The 22,280-nt window shown below is 39.6% G+C and carries 19 protein-coding genes; 15 read left to right on the top strand and 4 right to left on the bottom strand.

Annotated elements, in window-relative coordinates; all coding sequences use genetic code 11:
- Positions 1 to 118: 118 nt before the first annotated feature.
- Entirely contained in the window at positions 119 to 1,354 is a 1,236-nt protein-coding gene (locus tag V7161_RS14300) for a helix-turn-helix transcriptional regulator (protein ID WP_335445890.1), read from the bottom strand.
- A 128-nt stretch (positions 1,355 to 1,482) separates the two neighbouring features.
- On the opposite strand from V7161_RS14300, the gene V7161_RS14305 reads away from it, so the two are divergent.
- The 3 genes from V7161_RS14305 to V7161_RS14315 all read left to right on the top strand — a co-directional run bounded on the left by V7161_RS14305 (position 1,483) and on the right by V7161_RS14315 (position 6,884).
- A complete protein-coding gene (locus V7161_RS14305; RefSeq protein ID WP_335445891.1) occupies positions 1,483 to 2,778 on the top strand; it encodes an MFS transporter in 1,296 nt (431 codons plus the stop codon).
- Positions 2,779 to 2,931: 153 nt separating this feature from the next.
- Positions 2,932 to 5,532: a LuxR C-terminal-related transcriptional regulator gene (locus tag V7161_RS14310; protein ID WP_335445893.1), complete on the top strand. Its 2,601-nt coding sequence runs from the start codon at positions 2,932 to 2,934 to the stop codon at positions 5,530 to 5,532.
- 119 nt (positions 5,533 to 5,651) lie between these two features.
- Positions 5,652 to 6,884 carry an NAD(P)/FAD-dependent oxidoreductase gene (locus V7161_RS14315; RefSeq protein ID WP_335445895.1) on the top strand — a complete coding sequence of 411 codons (1,233 nt, stop codon included), beginning with the start codon at positions 5,652 to 5,654 and terminating at the stop codon, positions 6,882 to 6,884.
- A 74-nt stretch (positions 6,885 to 6,958) separates the two neighbouring features.
- Here the strand turns inward: V7161_RS14315 and guaC are convergent, their stop codons facing one another.
- Positions 6,959 to 7,948, bottom strand: coding sequence for a GMP reductase (guaC, locus tag V7161_RS14320; protein WP_335445897.1), 990 nt, complete (start codon positions 7,946 to 7,948; stop codon positions 6,959 to 6,961).
- Between the two features lie 305 nt (positions 7,949 to 8,253).
- Between guaC and V7161_RS14325 the strand changes: the two genes are divergently transcribed.
- The 6 genes from V7161_RS14325 to V7161_RS14350 all read left to right on the top strand — a co-directional run bounded on the left by V7161_RS14325 (position 8,254) and on the right by V7161_RS14350 (position 14,391).
- The gene (locus tag V7161_RS14325) at positions 8,254 to 9,795 is read left to right on the top strand and encodes a spore germination protein (RefSeq protein ID WP_335445899.1); all 1,542 of its coding nucleotides are present in this window, start codon (positions 8,254 to 8,256) and stop codon (positions 9,793 to 9,795) included.
- Positions 9,796 to 9,802: 7 nt separating this feature from the next.
- Entirely contained in the window at positions 9,803 to 10,912 is a 1,110-nt protein-coding gene (locus V7161_RS14330) for a GerAB/ArcD/ProY family transporter (RefSeq protein ID WP_335713671.1), read from the top strand.
- A complete protein-coding gene (locus tag V7161_RS14335; protein ID WP_335713672.1) occupies positions 10,887 to 12,119 on the top strand; it encodes a Ger(x)C family spore germination protein in 1,233 nt (410 codons plus the stop codon). Before V7161_RS14330 ends, V7161_RS14335 begins: the two co-directional genes overlap by 26 nt.
- A gap of 14 nt (positions 12,120 to 12,133) precedes the next feature.
- A complete protein-coding gene (locus V7161_RS14340) occupies positions 12,134 to 12,289 on the top strand; it encodes a hypothetical protein (protein WP_335713673.1) in 156 nt (51 codons plus the stop codon).
- A gap of 712 nt (positions 12,290 to 13,001) precedes the next feature.
- Positions 13,002 to 13,781: a 2-phosphosulfolactate phosphatase gene (locus V7161_RS14345; RefSeq protein WP_335713674.1), complete on the top strand. Its 780-nt coding sequence runs from the start codon at positions 13,002 to 13,004 to the stop codon at positions 13,779 to 13,781.
- Entirely contained in the window at positions 13,768 to 14,391 is a 624-nt protein-coding gene (locus tag V7161_RS14350) for an FMN-binding negative transcriptional regulator (RefSeq protein WP_335713675.1), read from the top strand. Before V7161_RS14345 ends, V7161_RS14350 begins: the two co-directional genes overlap by 14 nt.
- A gap of 2 nt (positions 14,392 to 14,393) precedes the next feature.
- Here V7161_RS14350 and V7161_RS14355 read toward each other — a convergent pair whose 3' ends face one another.
- Both V7161_RS14355 and V7161_RS14360 read right to left on the bottom strand, forming a co-directional pair.
- Positions 14,394 to 15,047: a FusB/FusC family EF-G-binding protein gene (locus V7161_RS14355; RefSeq protein ID WP_335713676.1), complete on the bottom strand. Its 654-nt coding sequence runs from the start codon at positions 15,045 to 15,047 to the stop codon at positions 14,394 to 14,396.
- A gap of 281 nt (positions 15,048 to 15,328) precedes the next feature.
- Positions 15,329 to 15,595: a CD3324 family protein gene (locus tag V7161_RS14360; RefSeq protein ID WP_335713677.1), complete on the bottom strand. Its 267-nt coding sequence runs from the start codon at positions 15,593 to 15,595 to the stop codon at positions 15,329 to 15,331.
- 360 nt (positions 15,596 to 15,955) lie between these two features.
- Here V7161_RS14360 and V7161_RS14365 point away from each other — a divergent pair, with 360 nt between their 5' ends.
- From V7161_RS14365 to V7161_RS14390, 6 genes are all read left to right on the top strand, one after another.
- Complete coding sequence (locus tag V7161_RS14365; protein WP_335713678.1) at positions 15,956 to 17,095, top strand: glycerate kinase; 1,140 nt, start codon at positions 15,956 to 15,958, stop codon at positions 17,093 to 17,095.
- A gap of 166 nt (positions 17,096 to 17,261) precedes the next feature.
- On the top strand, positions 17,262 to 19,121 hold the full coding sequence (locus tag V7161_RS14370; RefSeq protein WP_335713679.1) for a XylR N-terminal domain-containing protein: 1,860 nt from the start codon (positions 17,262 to 17,264) through the stop codon (positions 19,119 to 19,121).
- Positions 19,122 to 19,364: 243 nt separating this feature from the next.
- Complete coding sequence (locus tag V7161_RS14375; protein ID WP_335713680.1) at positions 19,365 to 20,549, top strand: acyl-CoA dehydrogenase family protein; 1,185 nt, start codon at positions 19,365 to 19,367, stop codon at positions 20,547 to 20,549.
- Positions 20,550 to 20,574: 25 nt separating this feature from the next.
- Entirely contained in the window at positions 20,575 to 21,054 is a 480-nt protein-coding gene (locus V7161_RS14380; RefSeq protein WP_335713681.1) for a flavin reductase family protein, read from the top strand.
- Between the two features lie 20 nt (positions 21,055 to 21,074).
- Positions 21,075 to 21,887 (top strand): FAD synthetase family protein, encoded by an 813-nt coding sequence (locus V7161_RS14385; protein WP_335713682.1) that lies wholly within the window; start codon positions 21,075 to 21,077, stop codon positions 21,885 to 21,887.
- A gap of 23 nt (positions 21,888 to 21,910) precedes the next feature.
- A partial coding sequence (locus V7161_RS14390; protein WP_335713683.1) for a hypothetical protein occupies positions 21,911 to 22,280 on the top strand: 370 nt, incomplete at its 3' end.

Consider the following 22,280-nt stretch of genomic DNA (forward strand, 5'->3'; position numbering starts at 1 on the left):
GCTCCTAATGCCCATCAGCAAGAAAAAATGCCGCTCGCGGTAATTAGGAAGAGCTCCTAATGCCCATCAGCAAGAAAAAGTGCGGCCCGAGGTAATTAGGAAGAGCTCCTTATATCCTTTAGCATGAATTTTTCCCGGACTCCTGTATAATTCTATACGTTTCATTAGCAAAATCCTTATACTTCGAAGCCGGGAGCGGCCGATAATTTTCGACTGCCTCCAAAGAAATTTGGAGGGCTTTATCTCTGTTTCCAAGTTCGTGATAACAAAGGGCTTTGTACACCTCGGAAATGTATACTAACGACAAATCAAACGGATGATGTGCCCATTTCGTTGTTTTTGCTTTTTCAAGGTATGAAATGGCTTCCTCATATCGTTTTAGTCCATAGAAGGCTTTTCCTTTTTCAAGGAAAAATAAGTCTTCAAAGCTATCCGCTAATTTCGGGTCCGATAAATAGTCATCAATAATAACTAACGCTTCTGCATAAGCTTTCTGTTCAGAAATGAGCGACATAACCGTGAAAACATCATAAAACACAAGTGAAAACGTATCATCAGCAAATTCACCATATTGCTTTAACTTCAACGTAAAATGCCGTTTTTTCTTCTCATCGCGGGTCATCTCGCCATGTGCTGCAGCAAGACGATATAAATCATCAATCCGATAGAAGATTCGGTGCTCTTTTGAAAAATCAATGGCGCTTTCCATCACACATGTGGCGGAATCAGAATCTCCGACAGCGAAGTGCAAAATCGCTTCATTGTAATCTAGGTCCACACGGGTCATCGGATCGATGTAAGCATGGTTTGCTTCAAGTTCAGTCCGCTCTGACAACAATATGGATAATGATTCAGAATAATCATGCTCTTGGAATTTCACGATTGCACGGAAGATACCAATACTAGCCCGTTTTGCCGTTAGCATCATCTCATCGTACATGATGGCCGCACGATCGGAAAGCTCCCGCCAGCCCTCTTTTTTGTCATGGTAAAGAACTCGGCTATATATATCCAATAATCGGGCAGACTCATATCCATTTGAGAGGCTCTCTAAATATGGTTCAATGAGGGCTGCAATCTGGCGATATCTCTCAGGTGATTTATCAAGCTTAACATTATATAATTTCTCCGCTTTTTCTAACACTTCTCTTAATTCCAGCGAACTTACCTCTTCTAAAAGTTCAGTGACCTCTACCCCGAGACGTTTTGCGATATAGGCTAAACTTTCCATTGAAGGCTTTGCTTTATTATTTTCGATTAAACTAAGCATTCCTTTTGTGAGTTCCTCGCCGGCAAGCGCTTCAAGCGTCATCTTTTTCCTTTTTCTAATTTCCCGAATTCGTTCTCCTAACATTTCAATAAGCACTTCCCTAGGCAAAATAGTTAATAAGTTTAATTATATTAAACTTTTGCTTGAAATGGAAGTGGCTGCCATGTTATGATTTGTTTAATTAAATTAAACTTTTTGAGGTGGGTTTGATGATGGAGGACCGTTTAAAGCTAAAAAAAGCCACGTATCATCTCTGGACATTCACAATAAGCAAGCTGATTTCTTCCTTTGGAGCACAAATATATTCCTTTGCCGTCAGTTTTTATATTTTACAACTAACAGGATCGGCCACAAGTTTTGCCGCCAATCTTATCTGCAATATATTGCCGCGTACCCTTGCAGCTCCCTTTGCTGGCTACTTAACGGATAAATATTCGCGAAAAATAATCGCCATTACCTCGCAAGCAGCGACAACCTTGGCCATTGCCGGGCTGCTCACAGTAACCGTAACATCGGGTTTATCCTTGGTAGCCGTATATACGACTTCTTGTATTTTGTCACTGACCTCGATGTTTTCGGGAGTGGCGTTTACCTCATCGATAACTGGGCTTGTTGACAAGGAACGAATTCATAAAGCGATGTCTTTGAATCAAATGTCGATTTCCTTTGCCGCGATTGCCAGTCCGGCTGTGGGAGGCCTTCTCTATGGCGCTGTATCCATGCCAGTTTTCCTTATTACCTATATGAGCGCATCTATCATTGCCATTTTGTTGGAATCAACGATGAATTTTACCTTGTTTGCCAACAGGAAGGAGGAGGTAAAGGGGGAAGCAAAAGAATCGATGTGGCAGAGCATGAAGGCTGGAATTCATTATTTGAAACAGCATTCATTAATCGTCACCATCATCTGGATGGCACTGTTAATTAATTTCCTCTTTGGTGCCTACGAGGTCGGTTATTCCTTTATCCTAATTGAGAAATTAAAAATGGGTTCTCGGAACTTTGGTTTAACCCAAGGAGCATTTGCGATCGGAATGCTAGTATTGTCCGTTTATTTTTCCGTCAGAAAAGAAGTTAAATTTCCGTTTCGTTTAGCTAAACGAGCCTTTATCGGAATGGGAATTATCATGGGGGGCGCGGCATTGCCGATCCTCATCTCAATGTCTGGCACCGCAGTATTTGTTTATTATTTAATTATCATGTTTACTTTAGGGACTATGATTATCATCGTTAATACTCCTATTCAGGTAATGCTGCAAAAGCAGATTGAGGATGATTTTAAAGGGCGCGTGTTTTCCATAGTGGAGACGATGGCAATGGCCTTAATGCCGTTAGGAATGGTGTTGTACGGCTTTTTGTATGATATTTTCCCGGCTCAATGGATACTTCTTCTCTCGGCTTGCCTGTTCCTCGTCGTCACTCTGATTCTTGCAAGACCATCCGTTGTTAGAAAGGCTCATCCAGAGCTTAAAGAGGTTAGAATCGTTAACAGTGAAGCCGTTTCTTAAGAATGGAACCTTAAAAAAGCTGCTTTTACAAATCAAGCTGCCATCTGGCGGCTTTTTGCTATTGTTTAAAAGGCAGGAATAAGCAGTGGAATTGAAGAATTCAATAATATTATTGGTAATGGTGGAAATTTCAACGAAAGTGAGGGATGTAAGTTGAATAATCATTTATCAACTGTGGATAATGGAGAATCCTTTCCTAATCGAAATTTTCTGTTGACCACTAAATTTCACCTGCCTTATCCTCCCGTCCATCATGTAGTACGAGATCGACTTTATAAAACGTTCGAACAAACATTGCACTGTAAACTTACGTTGGTGACGGCGCCTCCTGGTTATGGGAAATCCACGATTGTAAGTGAATGGGTTCGCCATCAATCCATAAGTGCTTGCTGGGTATCCCTTGATGAAGGAGATAATGATGTACTGCGGTTTTGGACATACTTGCTTACATCATTAGTAAATGTGGATCCAAGAATGAAAGGAATTCATGAATCATTATCACAGCCAACGTTAATGTTTTCTCCAGAACAACTGGTGACTCATTTAATCAATATGCTGATAGACACCCCAGGGAAGCTCGTTATCATTTTTGATGACTACCATCAAATAGAAAACCCGGTAGTCCATCAATCAGTGTCACTTCTATTACAATACCTGCCTAATCACATACATATTTGTTTAATAAGCCGAAATGAACCGCCTTTTCCAATTGGGGCATTACGGGCTAAGGGGCAAATAAACGAAATTAGCATACAAGAACTGAAGTTTACCAAGGAGGAAACCTCTTCATACTGGAGCCAACAAACAGGTTTGCAGCCAACTGAATCCATCCTGCAGCTTTTAGCAGATCTTACAGAAGGCTGGATAGCAGGAATCCAACTGGCAAGTCTTTCTGAACGCTCTGGTCAGATGGGTACCCTAAGCCAATTTAACGGAAGCCATCGATATATCGTTGACTACTTAATGGAGGAAGTTTTTCAGCGACTGCCTGATGAATTGAAATTATTTTTGATGAAAACGTCCATACTTCATCGGATGAATAGTCAATTATGTGATATGGTGACAAATCGCACTGATTCAAGAGAAATATTAATGAAAATTGAGCAATCAAACTTTTTTCTCATACCGTTAGATAGCCAGCTTTATTGGTATCGATATCATCATCTTTTTGCCGATTTTCTTACAACTCATCTTAAAAAGGAAATGCCGAATGAATACAAATCCCTGCATCAAAAAGCCTGTCACTGGTTCATCCAACATGGACATAAAGAAGAGGCCATTCAATATGCCTTAACAGCTGAAAATTATGAGCTGGCCACTGACCTAATCTTGGGCATTGTCTCGAACTTATTGAGAAGAAGGGAAGTCACCACACTGCAAAAGTGGCTGCGTCAACTACCCTCATCCTTTATCGAACGGCCTGACATCTTGATAGTCTTAACTTGGGCAGAAATGTTAGCAGGAAAATATGAAAATGTTAATCTCTTTCTTGGAAAAATAAATTCCGCTCTACAAAGAGAACTACAAGACGAAAGGATCATTCGACTAAAAGAAGAAGTAGGGGTGCTTGAAAACTTTAATGCCTTACTAATGGGGGATTATGAACTGGCAATAAAGCTGTTGATGGAATTAGCAGGACGGCAAACAATGCCGGATGTGAAAATCTGGCTTGATTATGGAATCGAGCTAAATGCAGGAGAATTGCCTCTCATTCGCGGCTTTTATGGGATGAATGGAAGAATGAATCTGACATATCAGTTCCATCAGCTGTACGATGTCTTTATTGAAAAGAACCATTACCATGAAACCGCCTATGCAGCTTACCAGCGTGCGGCGTTTAGTGAAATTCATTATGAAAAGAATCATGATGATTTAGCTCTTAAACATGCAGAAACGTCGATCAGGCTGGCAAAGTCTTTTCGCTTGGTTGGAGCCTATATACCGGCAATTATTATTAAAGCAAAGATCAACCAGAACGAAGCCATTGAGATTCTTCATTTAGCGAAAGCATATTTAACCGAATTAAACTTGCAATCCAGTTACTGGAGTCAGCTTTTATCAGCACAAATCATTCAATTTGAGCTTGCTCGTGGTGAGATGAAAAGGGTTGATAAATGGGTGGCAACATGCCGTTTTCAGGAACTGGCAGAAATCCCTCCCAACAGAGAGTTTGAGATTCTTGTCTATATTTTATTATTGATGAAAGAAAAGAAGTATGGGCAAGCTGAGCATTGGGCGCTGCGTCTCTTGAATCAAGCCGAAAAAAGCGGAAGAATCATGACCAGAATTGAGACGCACTTATATCTAGCAGAGGTATTCCGGCGGATAGACAATTCATTTGAAAGCATTAACCAATTAACGCAAGCACTGAAACTTGGTGAAGAGTATGGTTACCTAAGGATTTTTTCTGATGTGAGTTTTGATTCAAAACCACTGTTTAAACAATATCTTCAAGTAAAAAATAAACGCAGCCAACTCGATATAATTACAGTCGTCTCGAAAGAATATCTAGCTTCCGTTCTTCAAGTAGTTGGTTTATACGATAAAAACGATGAGTCTAAAGGCCATACACTTACAACAAGAGAACTAGAGGTTCTTCAATTGTTGTCCAAGGGCTTATCGAATAAAGAAATCGCCGCTAAGCTCGTCTTATCCGAGGGGACCGTGAAAATTCACCTCAACCGAATATACAGCAAGCTCGGGGCAAAAGGGAGAGTCGAAGCGATTCAAAAAATGAATAAAATGAATGACTAGATTCACAGACCATTAATAAAATATAACCCCCTCTATAACCTTTGTTAGATTCATATCAACCATTGATTTGTTACGATGGGGATATCTTCAGCAAAGGCTGTAATAGGGGGAAGTCAAAAATGGAAAATCAATATGATGTCATTATAGTGGGAGGCAGAGTTGCGGGCGCAGCGGCTGCTTATGAACTATCACAAAAGGGATTTAAGGTCCTGCTCTTGGAGCGAAGTCAGTTTCCAAGTGATATTCTTTCTACGCATAACTTTTTTAATAATTCACTGCTTATGTTAAAAGAAATAGGAGTCCTTGGAAAGCTCTTGGCAACTGGGACACCGACATACAAACGGGCGTTCATTCAATTTGACCATGAAGTAATTGATGGTGAATTTCCGGAGGTAGAGGGTGAAACCAACTGTTTATGTATCCGTCGTACGTTTTTGGATCAAATCTTATTTGATCATGCTGCCAGCCAAGAAAATGTCACTGCTCTTCAAAGGATGCGCGTAAAAGACATACTTGAAGAGGAGGGAGTGGTCACAGGAGTCCGAGCAGTTGATGATAACGGAGAAACCCATCAATTTACAGCAAAATTAGTTATCGGGGCAGACGGCAGAAATTCGACGATTCGGAAAAAGGTAAACAGTGAGAAGTGGAAATCGATTCCTACCGATTTCGCCTCTTATGTTGGTTATGTGAAAGACTTCACCCAAAATGGTGAACGATGCGCAGAATTTTATAAAATGATGGATAAACTTATTATCGCCTTTCCAACAAGTGATGAGCAGCATGTCATCGGAATAATGTTTCCGCTTGAAGACAAGGAATGGGTAGAGCGGTTTAAAAGTAACCCAGAAGAAGCCTTTCGTTCCCTTGTGAATGTAGGTTTTGCAAATACAGACCTACGGAGACGATTAGAGGCTGCGTCCTTTGTGGGGCAAGTCAAAGGTTTATTGGGTTATGACAATGACTGGTACAACGGAATGGGCAAAGGCTGGGCCTTAGTCGGCGATGCTCTTTCCTTTAAGGACCCAGCCGTTGGCCAAGGAATGCATGATGCCCTTTATGGAGCAAGAATCATGGCAGAAATCTTAAGTCATCATGCGGACTGGTCCAAGAACTGGGAGCAAATGGCGGAACAGTATAACCAAAAAATGATTGAAAAAATGATGGCGAGATTTGAAATGGCCTGCCAATTCACTAAAAACGTTCCTTTCACAGAAGAACAGCACATGGTCAATCATTTAATTGGGATGAACCCAGGCTTAACCCAAACCTTCCTTGGGTTGTATAACTATGCCAATGAACCAAAGGAATTGGAAAGTAAAATTCAGAGCTTGGTTGAGAGTCTTAAGTAAAGATCAGCATTTAGTTAATAGAGACTGATTCCATAAAAAACAAAAAGCTTGAGGACACAATGCCTCAAGCTTTTTTAATAGACCCTATCACCGTTAAAGATGGAATTTTTCACAATGACATAATCGACAAGCCGGATAGCTTCTAACTTGTTGCCTCCTGCATAGGAAATAGAGGATTGAAGGTCTTGTTCCATTTCTTTCAGCGTATCAGCTAAGTAACCTTTGTGCTCTACTAAAATTCTCTTGCCTTCAACATTTTTTCTTTCCCCTTTTTGATATTCCGAGGCTGATCCAAAGTATTCTTTATAAAGCTTTCCGTCCTTTTCGTCCTCAATTGTTTCTCCGGGAGATTCTTCATGTCCGGCAAATAATGAACCAATCATCACCATAGCTGCGCCGAATCGAATCGATTTGGCGATATCACCATTGGTGCGAATCCCTCCATCCGCAATAATGGGTTTACTTGCAGCCTTTGCACACCAGCGAAGAGCGGCTAATTGCCAGCCTCCAGTTCCAAATCCAGTTTTTATCTTCGTAATACATACCTTTCCCGGGCCAATCCCTACTTTTGTCGCATCCGCCCCAGCATTCTCTAATTCCCTTACTGCTTCTGGAGTACCGACATTTCCTGCTATCACAAAACTAGAAGGCAGGAGGGATTTAATATGCTTAATCATCTTAATTACAGCATTGGAGTGACCGTGAGCAATATCAATGGTAATGAATTCAGGTGTGAGCTGTTCATCAGCTAATTGCTGGATAAAATGATACTCACCTTCCTTGACACCGACACTAATAGATGAAAATAATCCGCGTTCTTTCATCTCTTTAATAAAATCTATCCTTTTTTCCGGTTCAAAACGATGCATGATATAAAAATAACCATTTTCCGCTAAGTAATTAGCTATTTTCTCGTCTATAATTGTCTGCATATTTGCTGGAACTACAGGTAACTTAAAGGTATGCCCGCCTAATGACACAGTCGTATCGCACTCAGAACGACTATTCACCACACTTTTTGCCGGTATTAATTGAATATCTTCATAATCAAATACATTTTCCATAGCTGTCCTCCATCAAAACCAAATAGAAACTAAATCTTCGTCTCAAACAAAGATAGGTTTTTCGGATTCAATGGGACTTATACATCGATTGGTTTAAATGTATTACAGGTATCGGCTCCTCCTTCGCCAAATACCGTGATAGCCACGCATGCTATCCCCGCTATATATACTATATCGCTAGATTGTTAATAAAATATGAAAGACCTGTTAAATAAAGATGAAAACAAAATTACAATTTAGTGCTTGATTATGATACATAAAGGTACCTTAAGATGGAAAACTATATAAAAATTGGGGGGATCCTTATGAAGAAAAGGTTATTTAATACATTTTTCAATGAGCTCAATAAAACCCCTCCATATAATGAAAGGTCAAATGAATCAGAAATTCAGTTAAAAGAACAAGATATTTCCACACAATATGAACAAAATTTAACAACATTTAAATCTATTTTTAGCTATCCGCAAAATACGGATATTAAGGTTCGAGAGTTTACCATTCGTTCTCTAAATCGCCGTGGCTTTATCATTTTTATTAGTACGATGGTAGACAGTAAAAGTATTCAGGAAACCATAGTAGAAAAACTTATTGAAAATCAGGTGCCTTCTGGAAATATTTCAGATATCATTTCATACCCCATGGAAAGAACGGCTGCTAACATTGGGGAAATTACGGAATATATTTGCGGTGGAGTAACAGCCCTCTTTATAGATGGCGATTCTCAGTGTTATATATTTGAGACAACGGAAGTTCGAGGACGCGGAATTGAAAAGACTGATAATGAAATCATCGTAAAAGGAGCAAAAGAGTCATTTAACGAAAGAGTGGCCGATAATATTGGCTTACTTCGGAAAAAGATAAAAAATGAAAATCTGATTGTTGAGTCTAAGGTTATTTCGAAACGTTCAAGAAACGATGTGTTTCTTGTCTATGAAAAAGATTTAGTGAATAATGAACTCCTTCAAAAGATAAAAGAACGGTTAGACTCCATCGATTCTGATAAGATTCTCGATTTGAGTATATTAGAACAACATCTAGAAGAACGGCCAAGATCTTTATTTCCAACCATATTATATACCGAGCGTCCAGACCGGGCAGCCTCATACATTGAAGAAGGTCACATCATTTTGTTAATGTCCAACTCACCCAGTTGTCTGATCATGCCAGCAACCTTTTGGTCGTTAATTCATTCACCGGAAGATCATTACCTTCGGACACCATATGGAAATTTCATTAGGATTTTGCGGTTTGCTGCTTTATTTGTCGCCGTTTTTACCTCTTCTCTTTATATTGCCATAACAAATTATCATGTAGGGATGATTCCTCCCGATTTATTAATGGCGATTGCGGGAACAAGGGAGCGGGTTCCCTTTCCCTCCATTATCGAAATCTTAATGATGGAAATGGCATTTGAACTGATACGAGAAGCAGGATTACGAGTGCCATCCCCAATCGGCCCTACCATCGGGATTGTCGGTGCTTTAATTTTGGGACAAGCAGCAGTCCAGGCGAATATTATAAGTCCGATTGTAATCATCGTCATCGCTCTCAGCGGCTTAAGCTCATTTATTATTAGTGATATTAGCATGAATTTCGCGATACGATTAGCCCGCTTCTTGTTTATCCTTGTGGCAGGATTTCTGGGCATTTATGGTGCCACTGCTTTTTTTATGGCCGCCTTATTTTATTTAGTATCATTAAAGTCATTTGGGGTTCCTTACTTTGCTCCGATGACGCCGCATTCCATTTCTTCAAAGGACTTAATCGTCCGTCATGTTCCATTTAAAGAAAGGTTTCGTCCAGGATATTTAAAACCAAAGGATCTGGTAAGACAAAGAAAGGGATAAAAATAATATGAGTCAGCAGTCTGGAAAATTAGGTATTCGAGAATATGTGTCGATCGCTATTTTAATGGTTGGAATGAAACCCACCGGAGATTTACCAACTGCTCTGTATAGTATGGTACAAGGTGCTGGATGGATGATTCCGTTGATATCCGCTGGAATCTTTTTTATTCCGCTGTTCTTATTAGTAAAAACCATGATGCTGTATCAAAATCAGAACCTATTTTCTATTATTCAAAAATTACTCGGTAAATATATTGGATCGATTGTCTGCCTTATTATCTTTATTATCAGTTCCTCTATCATTTCGATAGATACACGGACGTATACAAACATTATAAGGACGTTTTATTTCACGACAACTCCTAACGTAATCATTTATTCCATTTTAATGCTTGTATGCGCATATGGGGCAAAAAAAGGAATTCAGCATATTGGTTCTGCCGCTTATCTGGTCGTTTACTATGCCGTATTGTCCTTGACTATTGCGTTAATATTAAGTTTTCAAGATAGTAATATTCAAGGAATATTTCCCTTTTGGGGTCCAGGAAAATTAGAGATATTAAAGAGCGCCTCAAAAAATCTGTATATTTTTCTTGATTTTTTTCTGTTTGCCATGTTAATTCCTTATTTCCAATCAACCAAAGATTTTCGAAAGGGCACTTGGGTTGCTTATATATGCGTCTGTATACAAATATCTGCTGCTGTACTGGTTTTCATCAGCCTGTTTGATACATCCTTAAGCGGAATTGGCTATCCCTTCCACATAGAAATTCGTTATATTTCTCTTGGAAGTTACCTCCCAAATGTTGAAATCTTCTTTTTCGTCATTTGGATTATGGGGGCATTCATTCGTTTCACAGCATTTTTGTACATTAATGTACAAATGTTTTGCCATATATTTAAAATTAAAGACTATGAATACTTAATTCCCGCACTTGCAACGCTTTATTTATTGATAGGAAGCATTTCTGAAACCCCTTTTGATGTTAGTTTAATAATTAAACCTATTATTACAAATATAGTGGGACCATCCTTTACGTTGATTTCCATTATTTTGTGGCTGACCGCATGGTTAAAAGGAGAATTTAAACATGCAAACAACAAGGAAATGGTATAAGGCATTCTGGCTTTTAGCCATTGTTTGCTTATTAACAGGCTGCTGGGATCGAGAAGAATTAGAAGATAAAGCCTATGTAATCGGACTCGGTCTTGACCGTTCTCAACATGAAGGGAAAATCATAGTTACGATGCTTCTTGCCAATCCTGAAGTAGGCAGTATGCAGGGCGGCGGGGGATCAACAGAAAAGCCACGGGAAATTATCTCATTTAATGCCAATGATTTTATTGCAGCGAAAGGGACGGCTAATGCCATTATCTCTCGTAAAATTAGTTATGACCTATTAAAGATCATTGTTGTTTCAGAGGACTTTGCTAAAGAAAAAGACTTTATTGCGATGATTTCCGATGTATTAAAAGATAAGGAAATTCGCCTGAATAGTTATTTAGCAGTTTCTAAAGAAAAGGCAAAGGTATATTTTAAAAAAAACCATCCAAAAATGGAAACAAGACCACATAAATATTTTCAATATATGGTCGAACATGGGGTTGATAATGGTCTCATTCCAGATTCCACTCTCTTTCGATTTTTCACAGCTTATGAAAGAGGAACCGATCTCTTTTTGGCGATGAACACATCCGCTGAAGTGGGTAAGAATCCTAATGTGAAAGGAGAAGATGAGTACCAAGCAGGCCAGGTCGGTGCTACAGGCGAGCTTGATGATACACAATTTATTGGGGCAGCAGTCTTTAAGAAGGGTGTTATGATTGGCAAGCTGACAGGACAAGAAACACGGATTGTCAATATTTTGGATGATACAACAAACATCAAAGATGTATTGATAGATATTCCTGACCCTTTTTCAGGCGAAAAAAAACAATTTGCCGCTCGAATCATGAAAACAGAAGACAATAAAGTAAAAATGAATTTAAAGGGATTGAAGCCCGAAATTTTTATTACGGTACCGGTAAAAATTGAAATTATGTCCAATCCGTCAATGGTCGACTACACAAAGAAAAAAAACCAGCAAATTCTCAAAAAACAGATTTCAAAACATATCAAAAAGGTAAATGATGACCTGTTTAAAAAATCTCAGACCCAACTAAAAGGTGTGCCATTTCCATTAGCTTTATATGCCCGAAAATACTTTGGAACGATTCCAGAATATAAAAAGTTTAATTGGGATAAATCGTTTCTTAATGCAGACATAAAGGTGAATTCAGATATCGAAATTGTTGATTTCGGTAAAACCACAAAAAAACATTAAGGCGGGCGATTCGGTTGAATACAGCCATCATCATCGTTTTGTTGATTATTGCAATGTATACGTTTGGTTTTGGCATGACCTTATGGAAGGAACAACAAAAAATGGGGGCCGTTGCTGTATTTTTTCTTACGCTTTCCCTTATTGTCCTCCCATTTTTTTCGATATTTTAAAAGTGCAAGAAAGCTGAATGACATGATGATTATGCTTTTCTTTTTAAATAACTATTTTCCGTTGGTGCCACTATTCACATGAAAATCCCATAAGGACAGTTTTCGTAATTTGAATTTGATTTAACAACTGTTCATTTACCACAAAGAAAAAAATAGCGCTCCTTCGGTCAATGAAACCGCCGTTCATTAACCCCAAAGATAAAAATAGCACTCCTTCGGTCAATGAAACCGCCGTTCATTTACCTCAAAGACAAAAATGGGGATCCTTCGGTCAATGAAACCGCTGTTCATTTACCATAAAGAAAAAAATGGCCCTCCTTCGGTCAATGAAACCGCCGTTCATTTACCTCAAAGACAAAAATGGGGATCCTTCGGTCAATGAAACCACTGTTCATTTACCCCAAAGATAAAAAATAGTGCTCCTCGGTCAATGAAACTGCTGTTCATTTACCCTAAAGATAAAAATAGCTTTCCTTCGTTCAATGAACCACCGTTCATTTACCTTCTTGTCTTCATGAAAACCCCATGAAAACAGTTTTCGCTTTTCCAATCTAAAAGTTGTCCTAATACATAATAAAACATAGATTAATAGAAAGTATGTTGCAAAGACAGGTAATCGCTTTTGCAAAATTGAATACATAATATGGCCCCATGATAAGCTGAAGTAAATGCAAAAACAATTAAAAGTCAAAGCTAAAAAGAGGCGGGGAATATGTGGTTTGATCAATCTCCTTATGAATGTCGTGTTGAATGGGGAAGGCGGGGGGCACGAGAAGCTGCGGATAGAGGGGATATTGTCATCATCGTGGATGTTCTTAGCTTTTCATCAACGGTCATTTCCGCATTAACGAATGGTGCCATCATCTATCCATTTCCACCTAATTTAGATGGAAAAGAATATGCTGGAAAAATTGGTGCGAAATACTTGTTAGGAAGAGCTGAAGCCGCTAGGCTAAGTCAACCCTCTCTTTCACCTGTTTCTTTCAACGAGCACCATCATAAAAAGAAGTTTGTTTTATCTTCACTTAATGGAGCATTTTGTACCTGGGCTGCTTCTATGGTTCCTGCACTATTAATCGGTTCCATACTGAATGCAGAAGCAGTTGCCTCTGCAGCTAATCAATTAAGAAAACAAACAAGAGCAAGTATTACGGTTATCCCTTGCGGAGAACAATGGAGCGACGTACAAAACAATGAAGATACTCTTCGTCCAGCGATCGAAGATTATTTAGGCGCCGGTGCGATTCTAAATTATTTAGAAGGCAAAAAGTCACCGGAAGCAGAGGTTTGTGTTTATGCGTTCCAACATGCCGCGCCAAAATTAAAAGAGTTGATTTGGGAATGTGGAAGCGGCCGGGAATTACGCGGCCGGGGCTTTGAAGACGATGTCATCCATTGCAGCCGCCTTAATGCCTATCCAACGGTTCCAATCCTTAATAATGATCATTTTCTAGATTTTAAAGAATGGAGCGAAATAAATGTATATACCTAAACACTTCAAAATCGAAGATGAAGAAACAATCTATGACTTTATTGAAAAAAACAGCTTTGCTACCCTGATCTCCCAACATAATGGGGAGCCTTATGCCACGCACCTGCCGTTAATTTTAGACAAAGAAAAGAAGCAATTATACGGTCATTTTGCTCGTCCGAACGGTCAGTGGAAGGATATCGAAAATCAAAAGATCCTTGTTATCTTTCAAGGTCCACACTGCTACATTTCTCCGTCCTGGTACGAATCCAATCAGGCTGTCCCGACTTGGAATTATGTTGCCATTCATGTATATGGGGAAATGGAGATAGTAGAAGATAGCCAGGAACTTTTCGGCTCGTTGGCAGAGATGGTTACTAAATATGAAAAGCCAGATAGTTCCTATCAATTAAAGGATGTAGATACCAATTTCATTGAGGGGATGAGTAAGGGAATCGTAGGATTTAAAATTATGATTGATAGAATAGAGGGCAAAGCGAAATTAAGTCAAAATCATTCTGAGGATCGCCAAGCATTAGTTATTCAGCAATTAGAAAACACTTCAGATCCACAAAATCAACAAATTGCTGACCTTATGAAGAAGAATCTCGAAAAAAGGACCTTGCTATAGGTTTAGCAAGGTTCCCCTAATGACTCTTTTAAAAAAGTCGTCAAATAGTCCACGTTGGTTATTTTTCCGTTGCATTCAGTACTATCAAAGCAGATGTAGTTTCCAATCGCTTTATAGTAATCAGGATTTTTAGCCTTTTTGGCTTTTGTTACGGTTGAAATAAAGGCTACCGGACCAAAACGATTACAGAATGAACAAACATTATCCTTGCTTAATAAGGTATATTTGCACTCAATTCCTATCATCTTCTCATTTAGTTTATAAATAATATACTTTTTGTTCGTACTGATGTCCGTCCAGCTTAAGTAGGTTATTTGTTCACGATTGAGCTTCGCTAACTCAGGTACTTTTAGTTTTTTGGCTTTTGGAAACATCTTTTTAATTTCCTGCTCAGTCACCTGAGGAAACGGGAGCAGATACTGAGCCAACACTTGAATGTATTGGTCAAACTCAAAATCCGTTTTCTTTTTTGATAGGTCCAGCATTTCTGTTTGTTCTTGTGATATAAAAGGAAAAAGTTCTATGATCTTCGCGTTCGCCAGTTCCTTTACGGCTCGAATAACGGTAGGGTCGGAATTTTTTTTATAGCTGTCCTTGATTAAAGCCACTTGCTTTTTTATAAAATTAAATTGTTCGTTTTTAATAAATTTTTCCATCATGCAGTCCACCTCACTATGGTTATTTTAAAAGAATGACACATTCATTAATAGGGTGAAGATGATTGAGAAGCAAACAATACATAAGGCTCTTTTCGTAAACTTTGTTGCTTTTGGAACCTAATAAGATTCATTTACTAAGTTTCTAGGCAATTTTCGCAAAAGTGCTTACGAAAAGATGCCACGACGCTTCTAGTTATACTGGTTGATAAACTTATACGAAAAACAACAATTTATGCGAAAATAGCCATACATAAAAAAGCACTGAAATGACATCAGTGCTACTTACGTGAATAGACAATTTTCTTAATGGTTTCTATAGAAAGGAAATGCTCTTCTGCTAATTGATCAATACTGCGACCGCTTTTAAATGCTCGCTTAATCGAAGCATTTCGCTCATCAATTAACCTTCTCCCTCCGGAACAGCTGCCCCATTTTCGGTAAGCTGTTTCTGGCTTGGGGATATAGAGGGTTTCCCCTTGTACATATTTTTGAATTTCCGCAATGAGATGTTCAGGTAAAATATTGCTTGCATTGACATATTTCATGGATAGCCAGCCCCTTATTTTTAAAATTGAAAGAAAATAAGGTGCAAAGCCACATATTAGAAATATTACTTACCTGGGCGATTTTTTAGATTTATTTCCGCCCCATGCAAAGTATCGCCTTTCCAATATTAGGCTTTGCATGAGTCGCTGGAGTACCAGGCAATCGAGATTGATTCCCCATGATAAGAACACCCCCACCATTCGGATGATTTAATTACCTTAATTATAATAATATTAATGCAGAAATCCTATAGTGTCTTCTTATTTCATCTGCAAAGCCAAGCTATAACTGATGAAGGAGCAGTGTTTGAGGATTATAATAAATTTAAGTTGATAATGTTGGGGGAAGGTGGAGATAACGTGAAAATCGTCATTGCGCCTGATTCATTTAAAGGGTCATTAACCGCACCAGAGGCAGCACGGGCCATTGAAAGAGGCATAAAAAAAGCATTGCCAGAAGCAGACACTGTTTTAGTTCCAGTTGCAGATGGAGGAGAAGGCACAGCAGATAGTTTAGTGGCTGCGACCAATGGACGAATGGTTGAAGTTGTGGTGAAAGGGCCATTACTAGAACCGGTTCATGCAGCATATGGAATTCTTGGGGATAACAAAACCTGTGTCATTGAGATGGCTGCTGCATCAGGATTAAATCTAATCCGTCCTGAAAGGCGAAATCCGATGCTGACGACCACTTTTGGGACAGGAGAATTAATCAAAAAAGCATTAGACGACGGCTGCCGTAATTTTATTTTAGCTATCGGCGGAAGCGCTACTAACGATGGCGGGATTGGCATGCTTCAGGCCCTGGGCATGAAGCTTTTAGATGCAGAGGGAAATCCGATTGGCTTTGGGGCTGATGAACTTTCGCGAATCTCCGTGATTGAGGATTGTGATTTTGATTCACGAATTTCAAAAGCATCCTTTTTAATTGCGACAGATGTTCAAAATCCGTTAATCGGGCAAAATGGGGCCTCCCATGTGTTTGGTCCGCAAAAGGGAGCGACACCTGAAATGGTTGAAATCCTTGACCAAAATTTAGCACATTGGGCCGATTTGATTGAAACTAGAACGGGAATACATTTGCATGACAGGCCAGGTGCCGGTGCGGCAGGTGGTATAGGTGGAGCTTTCCAAGCATTTTTTCAGGCTGCTACAAAAAGAGGAATCGATCTCGTTATCGAATACACTAGTCTGGCTGAAAAGCTAAATGGAGCTGTGTGTGTGTTTACGGGTGAAGGTCAAACCGATTTTCAAACGGCTTCTGGAAAAACACCGATGGGAGTAGCAGAGGAAGCTAAGAAACAGGGGATTCCCGTCTTTGTTCTGGCAGGTTCGATTGGAAAAGGTATTGACCAGCTTTACCAACATGGAATCCATAGTGTGCACAGTATCATTAACGCCCCGATGTCGCTTGAAGATGCGATGAATCGTGGTGCTGAATTACTAGAGCAAGCGGCTGAGCAGGTTATGCGCACGTTTTTGGCTGGGAGGGCTAAATAATTCTTTTTTCAAGACAGAGAGCAAAAGTGGCTTTCTGTCATTTTTTGTTAGTTTGGGATACTATTAATATTTCATCTTATATATGTTACCATTTTAATAGATAACGCTTTTCATAATACCTAATAATGATTGCGCTTCCATTTTGGTGATAACAGGGGGTGTTAGTATGAGAATTCAACTTTCTGAAGAAAGTCATAGTCATGAACTGGCTCTGGATGACCGAAAAATTATCACTGCCTCGTCCGCATTAGGAATCCTCAGGCAGCAGTTAGTTAAGAACATTGGAAATGAGAGAATCAAGGGATTCCTGTTTCATTTTGGCTGGGAGATGGGTGAGAAAGATGCCAAAGAAGCTATGCAAACCGAAACATCGTTGAAATCCTTAATCAAATTTGGCCCTATCCTGCATATCGAGAACGGCCATATTAGGGGGAGTCAGCATGATTGCACCTTTGAACTAGATGAAAAGGGGAAAATAAAATCATTCTTTTCAACCGGTACGTGGGTTGATTCCTATGAGGCAGAAGAACATATTAAACAATTAGGAATCTCAAAGACCCAGGTTTGTCATACGCTTGTTGGCTATGCCAGCGGCTTTATGTCAACCGTTTTTGGGGAAAGACTGCTGGCGAAAGAAATAACATGTGTGGGTAAAGGTGATGCTGAGTGCCGCTGGATCATTAAACGGCAATTAGAATGGGAAGCGGATAATGAGGAGGACCTTCATTATTACAATGAAACTCCGATCGTAAAAGAACTCGAATATACCTACGACCAGCTGTTGGAGCAGAAAACAGTAGTTACAAGACTGGCTAATTTTCAGCAAAAATTAACAGAAGCAATTATTAACGGAAGCAATTTGCAAACCATTGTTGATAAGGTATTCGGCATGGTCCAAATTCCGATTATTATTGAAGGAACCGACCTTCAGACCATTGCCTGTTCGGGAGTATCTGAAGAAAGATATCTTGAACTAAAAGCAGATTTGGAGCAATATTTAGAAGAACATGCCCCAAAGGAAAAGGAGTCTAAGTTTCGTAGAAAAACAATTAAAACCGATGCCCAAGAACGTCTTATTACTCCTATTCTTGTCCAAAAGGAAGTATTAGGCCATTGTTCGTTTATTTTTGAAAACACACAAAGAGAGCAGCAAGAGGAAGATTACCTGCTGCTCGACCGTCTGGCTAATGCCGCTTCCCTGGTTCTCTTAAATGAAAAGACAAAATTTGAGTCATTTGAAAGAATGAAAGGGAACTTCTTAGAACAAATCATAGACGGTAAGCTGTCGGAAAGTGAAATTATCAAAAGAGGAAAATATACGGGGCTTGACCTGGGACAGCATTTTTATTTTGCTGTGATGGAATATAAGAAAAGTCAAAGTTCAATAGAGGAAGAATTCCTTTTACAAGAACAAATATTTGAAACGACGTTTCGCTATTTTAATAATAAAAAACATAATTTATTAATTGGGCAGCGGGATGGAAACATTCTATTTTTTATCACGAAGGAAACCGTGAAAAATAGCACGATTGAAAAGGTAATGAAAGAATTTCATGGGCATTTGATGAAAAAATACCCCAAAGGTGATTTCAAATTTGGAATTAGCAATGTTGGTGATGATATTAAAAAGGTTTCAAAACATTATGAAGAAGCAACCATGGCTTTGAGGCTTGCCAATAGGAAAAAAGTGGTGCCATTCCGTTCGTTAGGAATTGTTGGCGTGCTGCTTAATTCCCAAAATATCAGCGGCATAAGATTGCTGGCAGAACAAGAGCTTGGACCTTTATATAATACAAAGGATTCAAAAACAATCGAACTCCTTAAAACATTATACAATTTCTTGTTAAATGGCGGGAAGCTGGAGCAAACCATGAATGATCTCGCCTTATCTATGAGCGGTTTGCGGCACCGAATTAATAAGATAGAAAGCATGCTCGAGAAAGATTTGCGCGACCCCGATGCAGCTCATCAGCTATTACTGATACTGAAATCGTTAATCGCTTTAGGGGAATTTGATATTGAATAGAATCCTATTTTTAGACCAACCGGTTATCAACTGGCTGGTCTTTTTTAATCCAATTGAACAAAAAGTGTCTATTAATACAAAAATCATGAACAGTTTTTGTCCTAGTCTGAAAATTTTAAATTCACTACACTATTGATGTAGGGATTAAACAACATAAACACGTGGGAAATGTAGTTAATGTAAGCGGTGCCAAGATAATCTGATTCCCAACAAATATGAACAGCAATCGAAAGAGGTGTAATTATGGGAAACTATGCATTACAAGACAAAGATGTAACCATTGAAGAGTTATTGGCTGGTGCTGAAAAAGTTGGAATATTGGCTGAACAAGAAGCACAAGAAGCGGAAAAAAATGCGACCATTTCTGAAAATGTCGTAAACCTTATCAGGGAAACACAAATTTTGAGGATCATGCTTCCAAAAAAATATGGCGGACCACAGGTAGATTTGAAAACGTTTGCGAAGATTGTCCGAAAGGTTGCGAATTATAATATTTCAGCTGCCTGGCTAACGTACCTTTATCCGCTTCACAATATGCTGCCATCTTTTCTTCCGGAAAAAGGGGCAGATGAAATTATTAATCAGGGCGGCTTAATCTGCGATATCTTTGCAGCCCTAGGAAAAGCAGAAAAAGATGGCGACGGTTACCGGATCAGCGGCAAGTGGAGTTTTGTAAGCGGCGTCAATTTTAGTGAGTGGGTTGGTGTTGGCGTTATGATCCAATTCCCTGATAATCCAAAACCTGTTTACTGTTTGCCGATGCTGAAGGTTTCAGAGGTTGAAGTGGTGAACAATTGGGATACATTTGGACTCAGAGGTTCCGGGAGTAATCAAGTCATTGCTGATAATGTTTATGTTCCAATGGAGCGGATTTTGCGTTTGGATGAGGCCGAGCTCACAAGAAGACCTCCAGTAGAAGATTATGACAAGGATTATCCATTTTATCATGTACCATTCTTCCCATCTTTTTATTTTGGCTTTGCTGCCATGGCACTTGGGGGTGCAGAGCGAATTCTTAAGGAGTTTAAAGTGCTTACCGAAAAGCGCGTTCGCTTAATGGATGGTGTAAGAGAAAGCGAATCTCCTCGCAGCCAGCGGGTTTTAGCAGAAATGACAACAGAATTTCATGCAGCGGAAGCGTTAATCGACAAATATATCAATCTATTAGAAAACTATGAAAAAGATGGCTGTGTGACGAAGCCGGCTGAATTCTTTGCCATTCGGACAAAAGCCATCAAGATTTGTGTGGATATCGCTGTCAGAGCTCTATTAACACTTGGCGGCGGCGCTCTTTATAAAGGCGGACCAATGGAATTGTTCTTACGAGATATTATGGCGGTTGCTACGCATAAGACTTCATTGTACGAAGATTCTGTTGCTGCATACGGAAAAGAATTATTTGGATTCGATTCAGGAGTAAGAGGATAAGTTGATAATTTAGGAGGTAAATAGAATGGATGATCGTCAATTTCGTCAAGCAATGGGGAAATTTGCAACAGGCGTAACTGTTATTGCTACAGAGTTGGAGGGTGATATCCACGGGATGACAGCTAATGCTTTCATGTCTGTGTCGCTTGATCCAAAACTAGTCGTTATTTCAATCGGTGAAAAAGCAAAGATCCTAAACAAGATTAAAGAAAGCAAAATTTTCACCGTCAATATCTTAGCAGCCGACCAGCAGGAGCTTTCTATGATTTTTGCCGGCCAATTGAAGGGACATCGTGAAGTAGTATTTGAACGGCTGGATGGCAAGCCGGTTTTACCTGGATCTGTTGTCCAAGTGGCCTGTGAAGTCTCAGCTGAACATGTGGAAGGAGATCATACCTTATTCATTGGCAAAGTAACGGACATTCATCTTTCAGATGCAGAGCCGCTGATTTTTTACAGTGGAAAGTACCTGTCATTAGAAAAGTTAGAAACAGTCACAATCTAAGGACATGAAAGGAGACTGAAATGAAAACCATTTACTTGAACCGGGAAAATTTGGCTGATTGGCAGAAAAAGGCGACGCCAAATGTTATGGCGCTTGGGTGTTTTGACGGTCTCCATCATGGCCATTGTACTGTCATCAAAACAGCGTTGCAAAAGGCGAGTGAAAAACTGGTTCCATTAGCTGTTATGAGTTTCTTTCCACATCCGAAAACGGTGATATCGAACGGTAAAAAACAAATTCAATACTTAATGCCGCTTGCGGAAAAAGAAGAGCGGCTCCGGGAACTGGGCGTTGATACTTTTTATATTGTGGAATTTGATAAACCGTTTGCTGCTCTATCGCCAGAGCAGTTTGTTGCCAAATATTTGGTTGATTTCGGTGTAGTCCATGCGGTAGCGGGTTTTGATTTTTCCTATGGCTGCCGTGGGGCCGGACATATGGACCGGCTGCAGGAGGATTCCGACGGACGCATTGAAGTCACAAAAGTAGCGAAGGTTGAGTGCCGTGGGGAGAAAATCAGTTCCACATGCATTCGAGAACGGCTCTTAACAGGGAATGTCGAGGAGCTGCCTGAATTTCTTGGCCAGCCTTATGAAGTGAAATGTGATTGGGACGGGATTTTGCTAAGGCTCCAGCCCTACTATACTCTTCCTGCTCAAGGACGCTATTTTGTATCACTGAAAAATGAGCACAGCTCTATCAAAACTGAAATAATCGTTACGGAAGGGCCTTCCCTCCACTGTGAAAAAGAGATTCCCTTATTTTTGAAGGGCAGCCTTTCCATTGTGTGGCACCGCCGTATTCGGGAAGAGGAGAAACGATTAATCTCGTAAATTTTTGAAAGGAAGTGGAAAAAATGGCTGAAATTATTGCAGGTGTAGCGATGTCGCACAGCCCAATGATTATGACCAATGAAGCGGGCGCCGGTGAAAAAGGACAGCGTTTTATTCAAACAGCAGCAGAAATGAAGAAGTGGCTGGAAAGCGTTGGTGCAGATGTGATTGTATTGGTTTCCGATGACCATTTTAATAGTTATTTCTACGACCATATGCCGTCCTTTACGATTGGCATTGGCGAATGCGAAGGCTGGGGCGACTGGCAGCTGCCGAAATACAAAATTCCTGTACAACAAGAACTAGCCAAACATATTCTCCATACGAGTTTAGAAAAAAATGTCGATTTTGCCTTCACATTAAAAATGAAGGTGGACCATGGTCATACACAAG

Source organism: Neobacillus drentensis (assembly GCF_036965425.1).
Classification (GTDB): Bacteria; Bacillota; Bacilli; order Bacillales; family Cytobacillaceae; genus Neobacillus; species Neobacillus drentensis_F.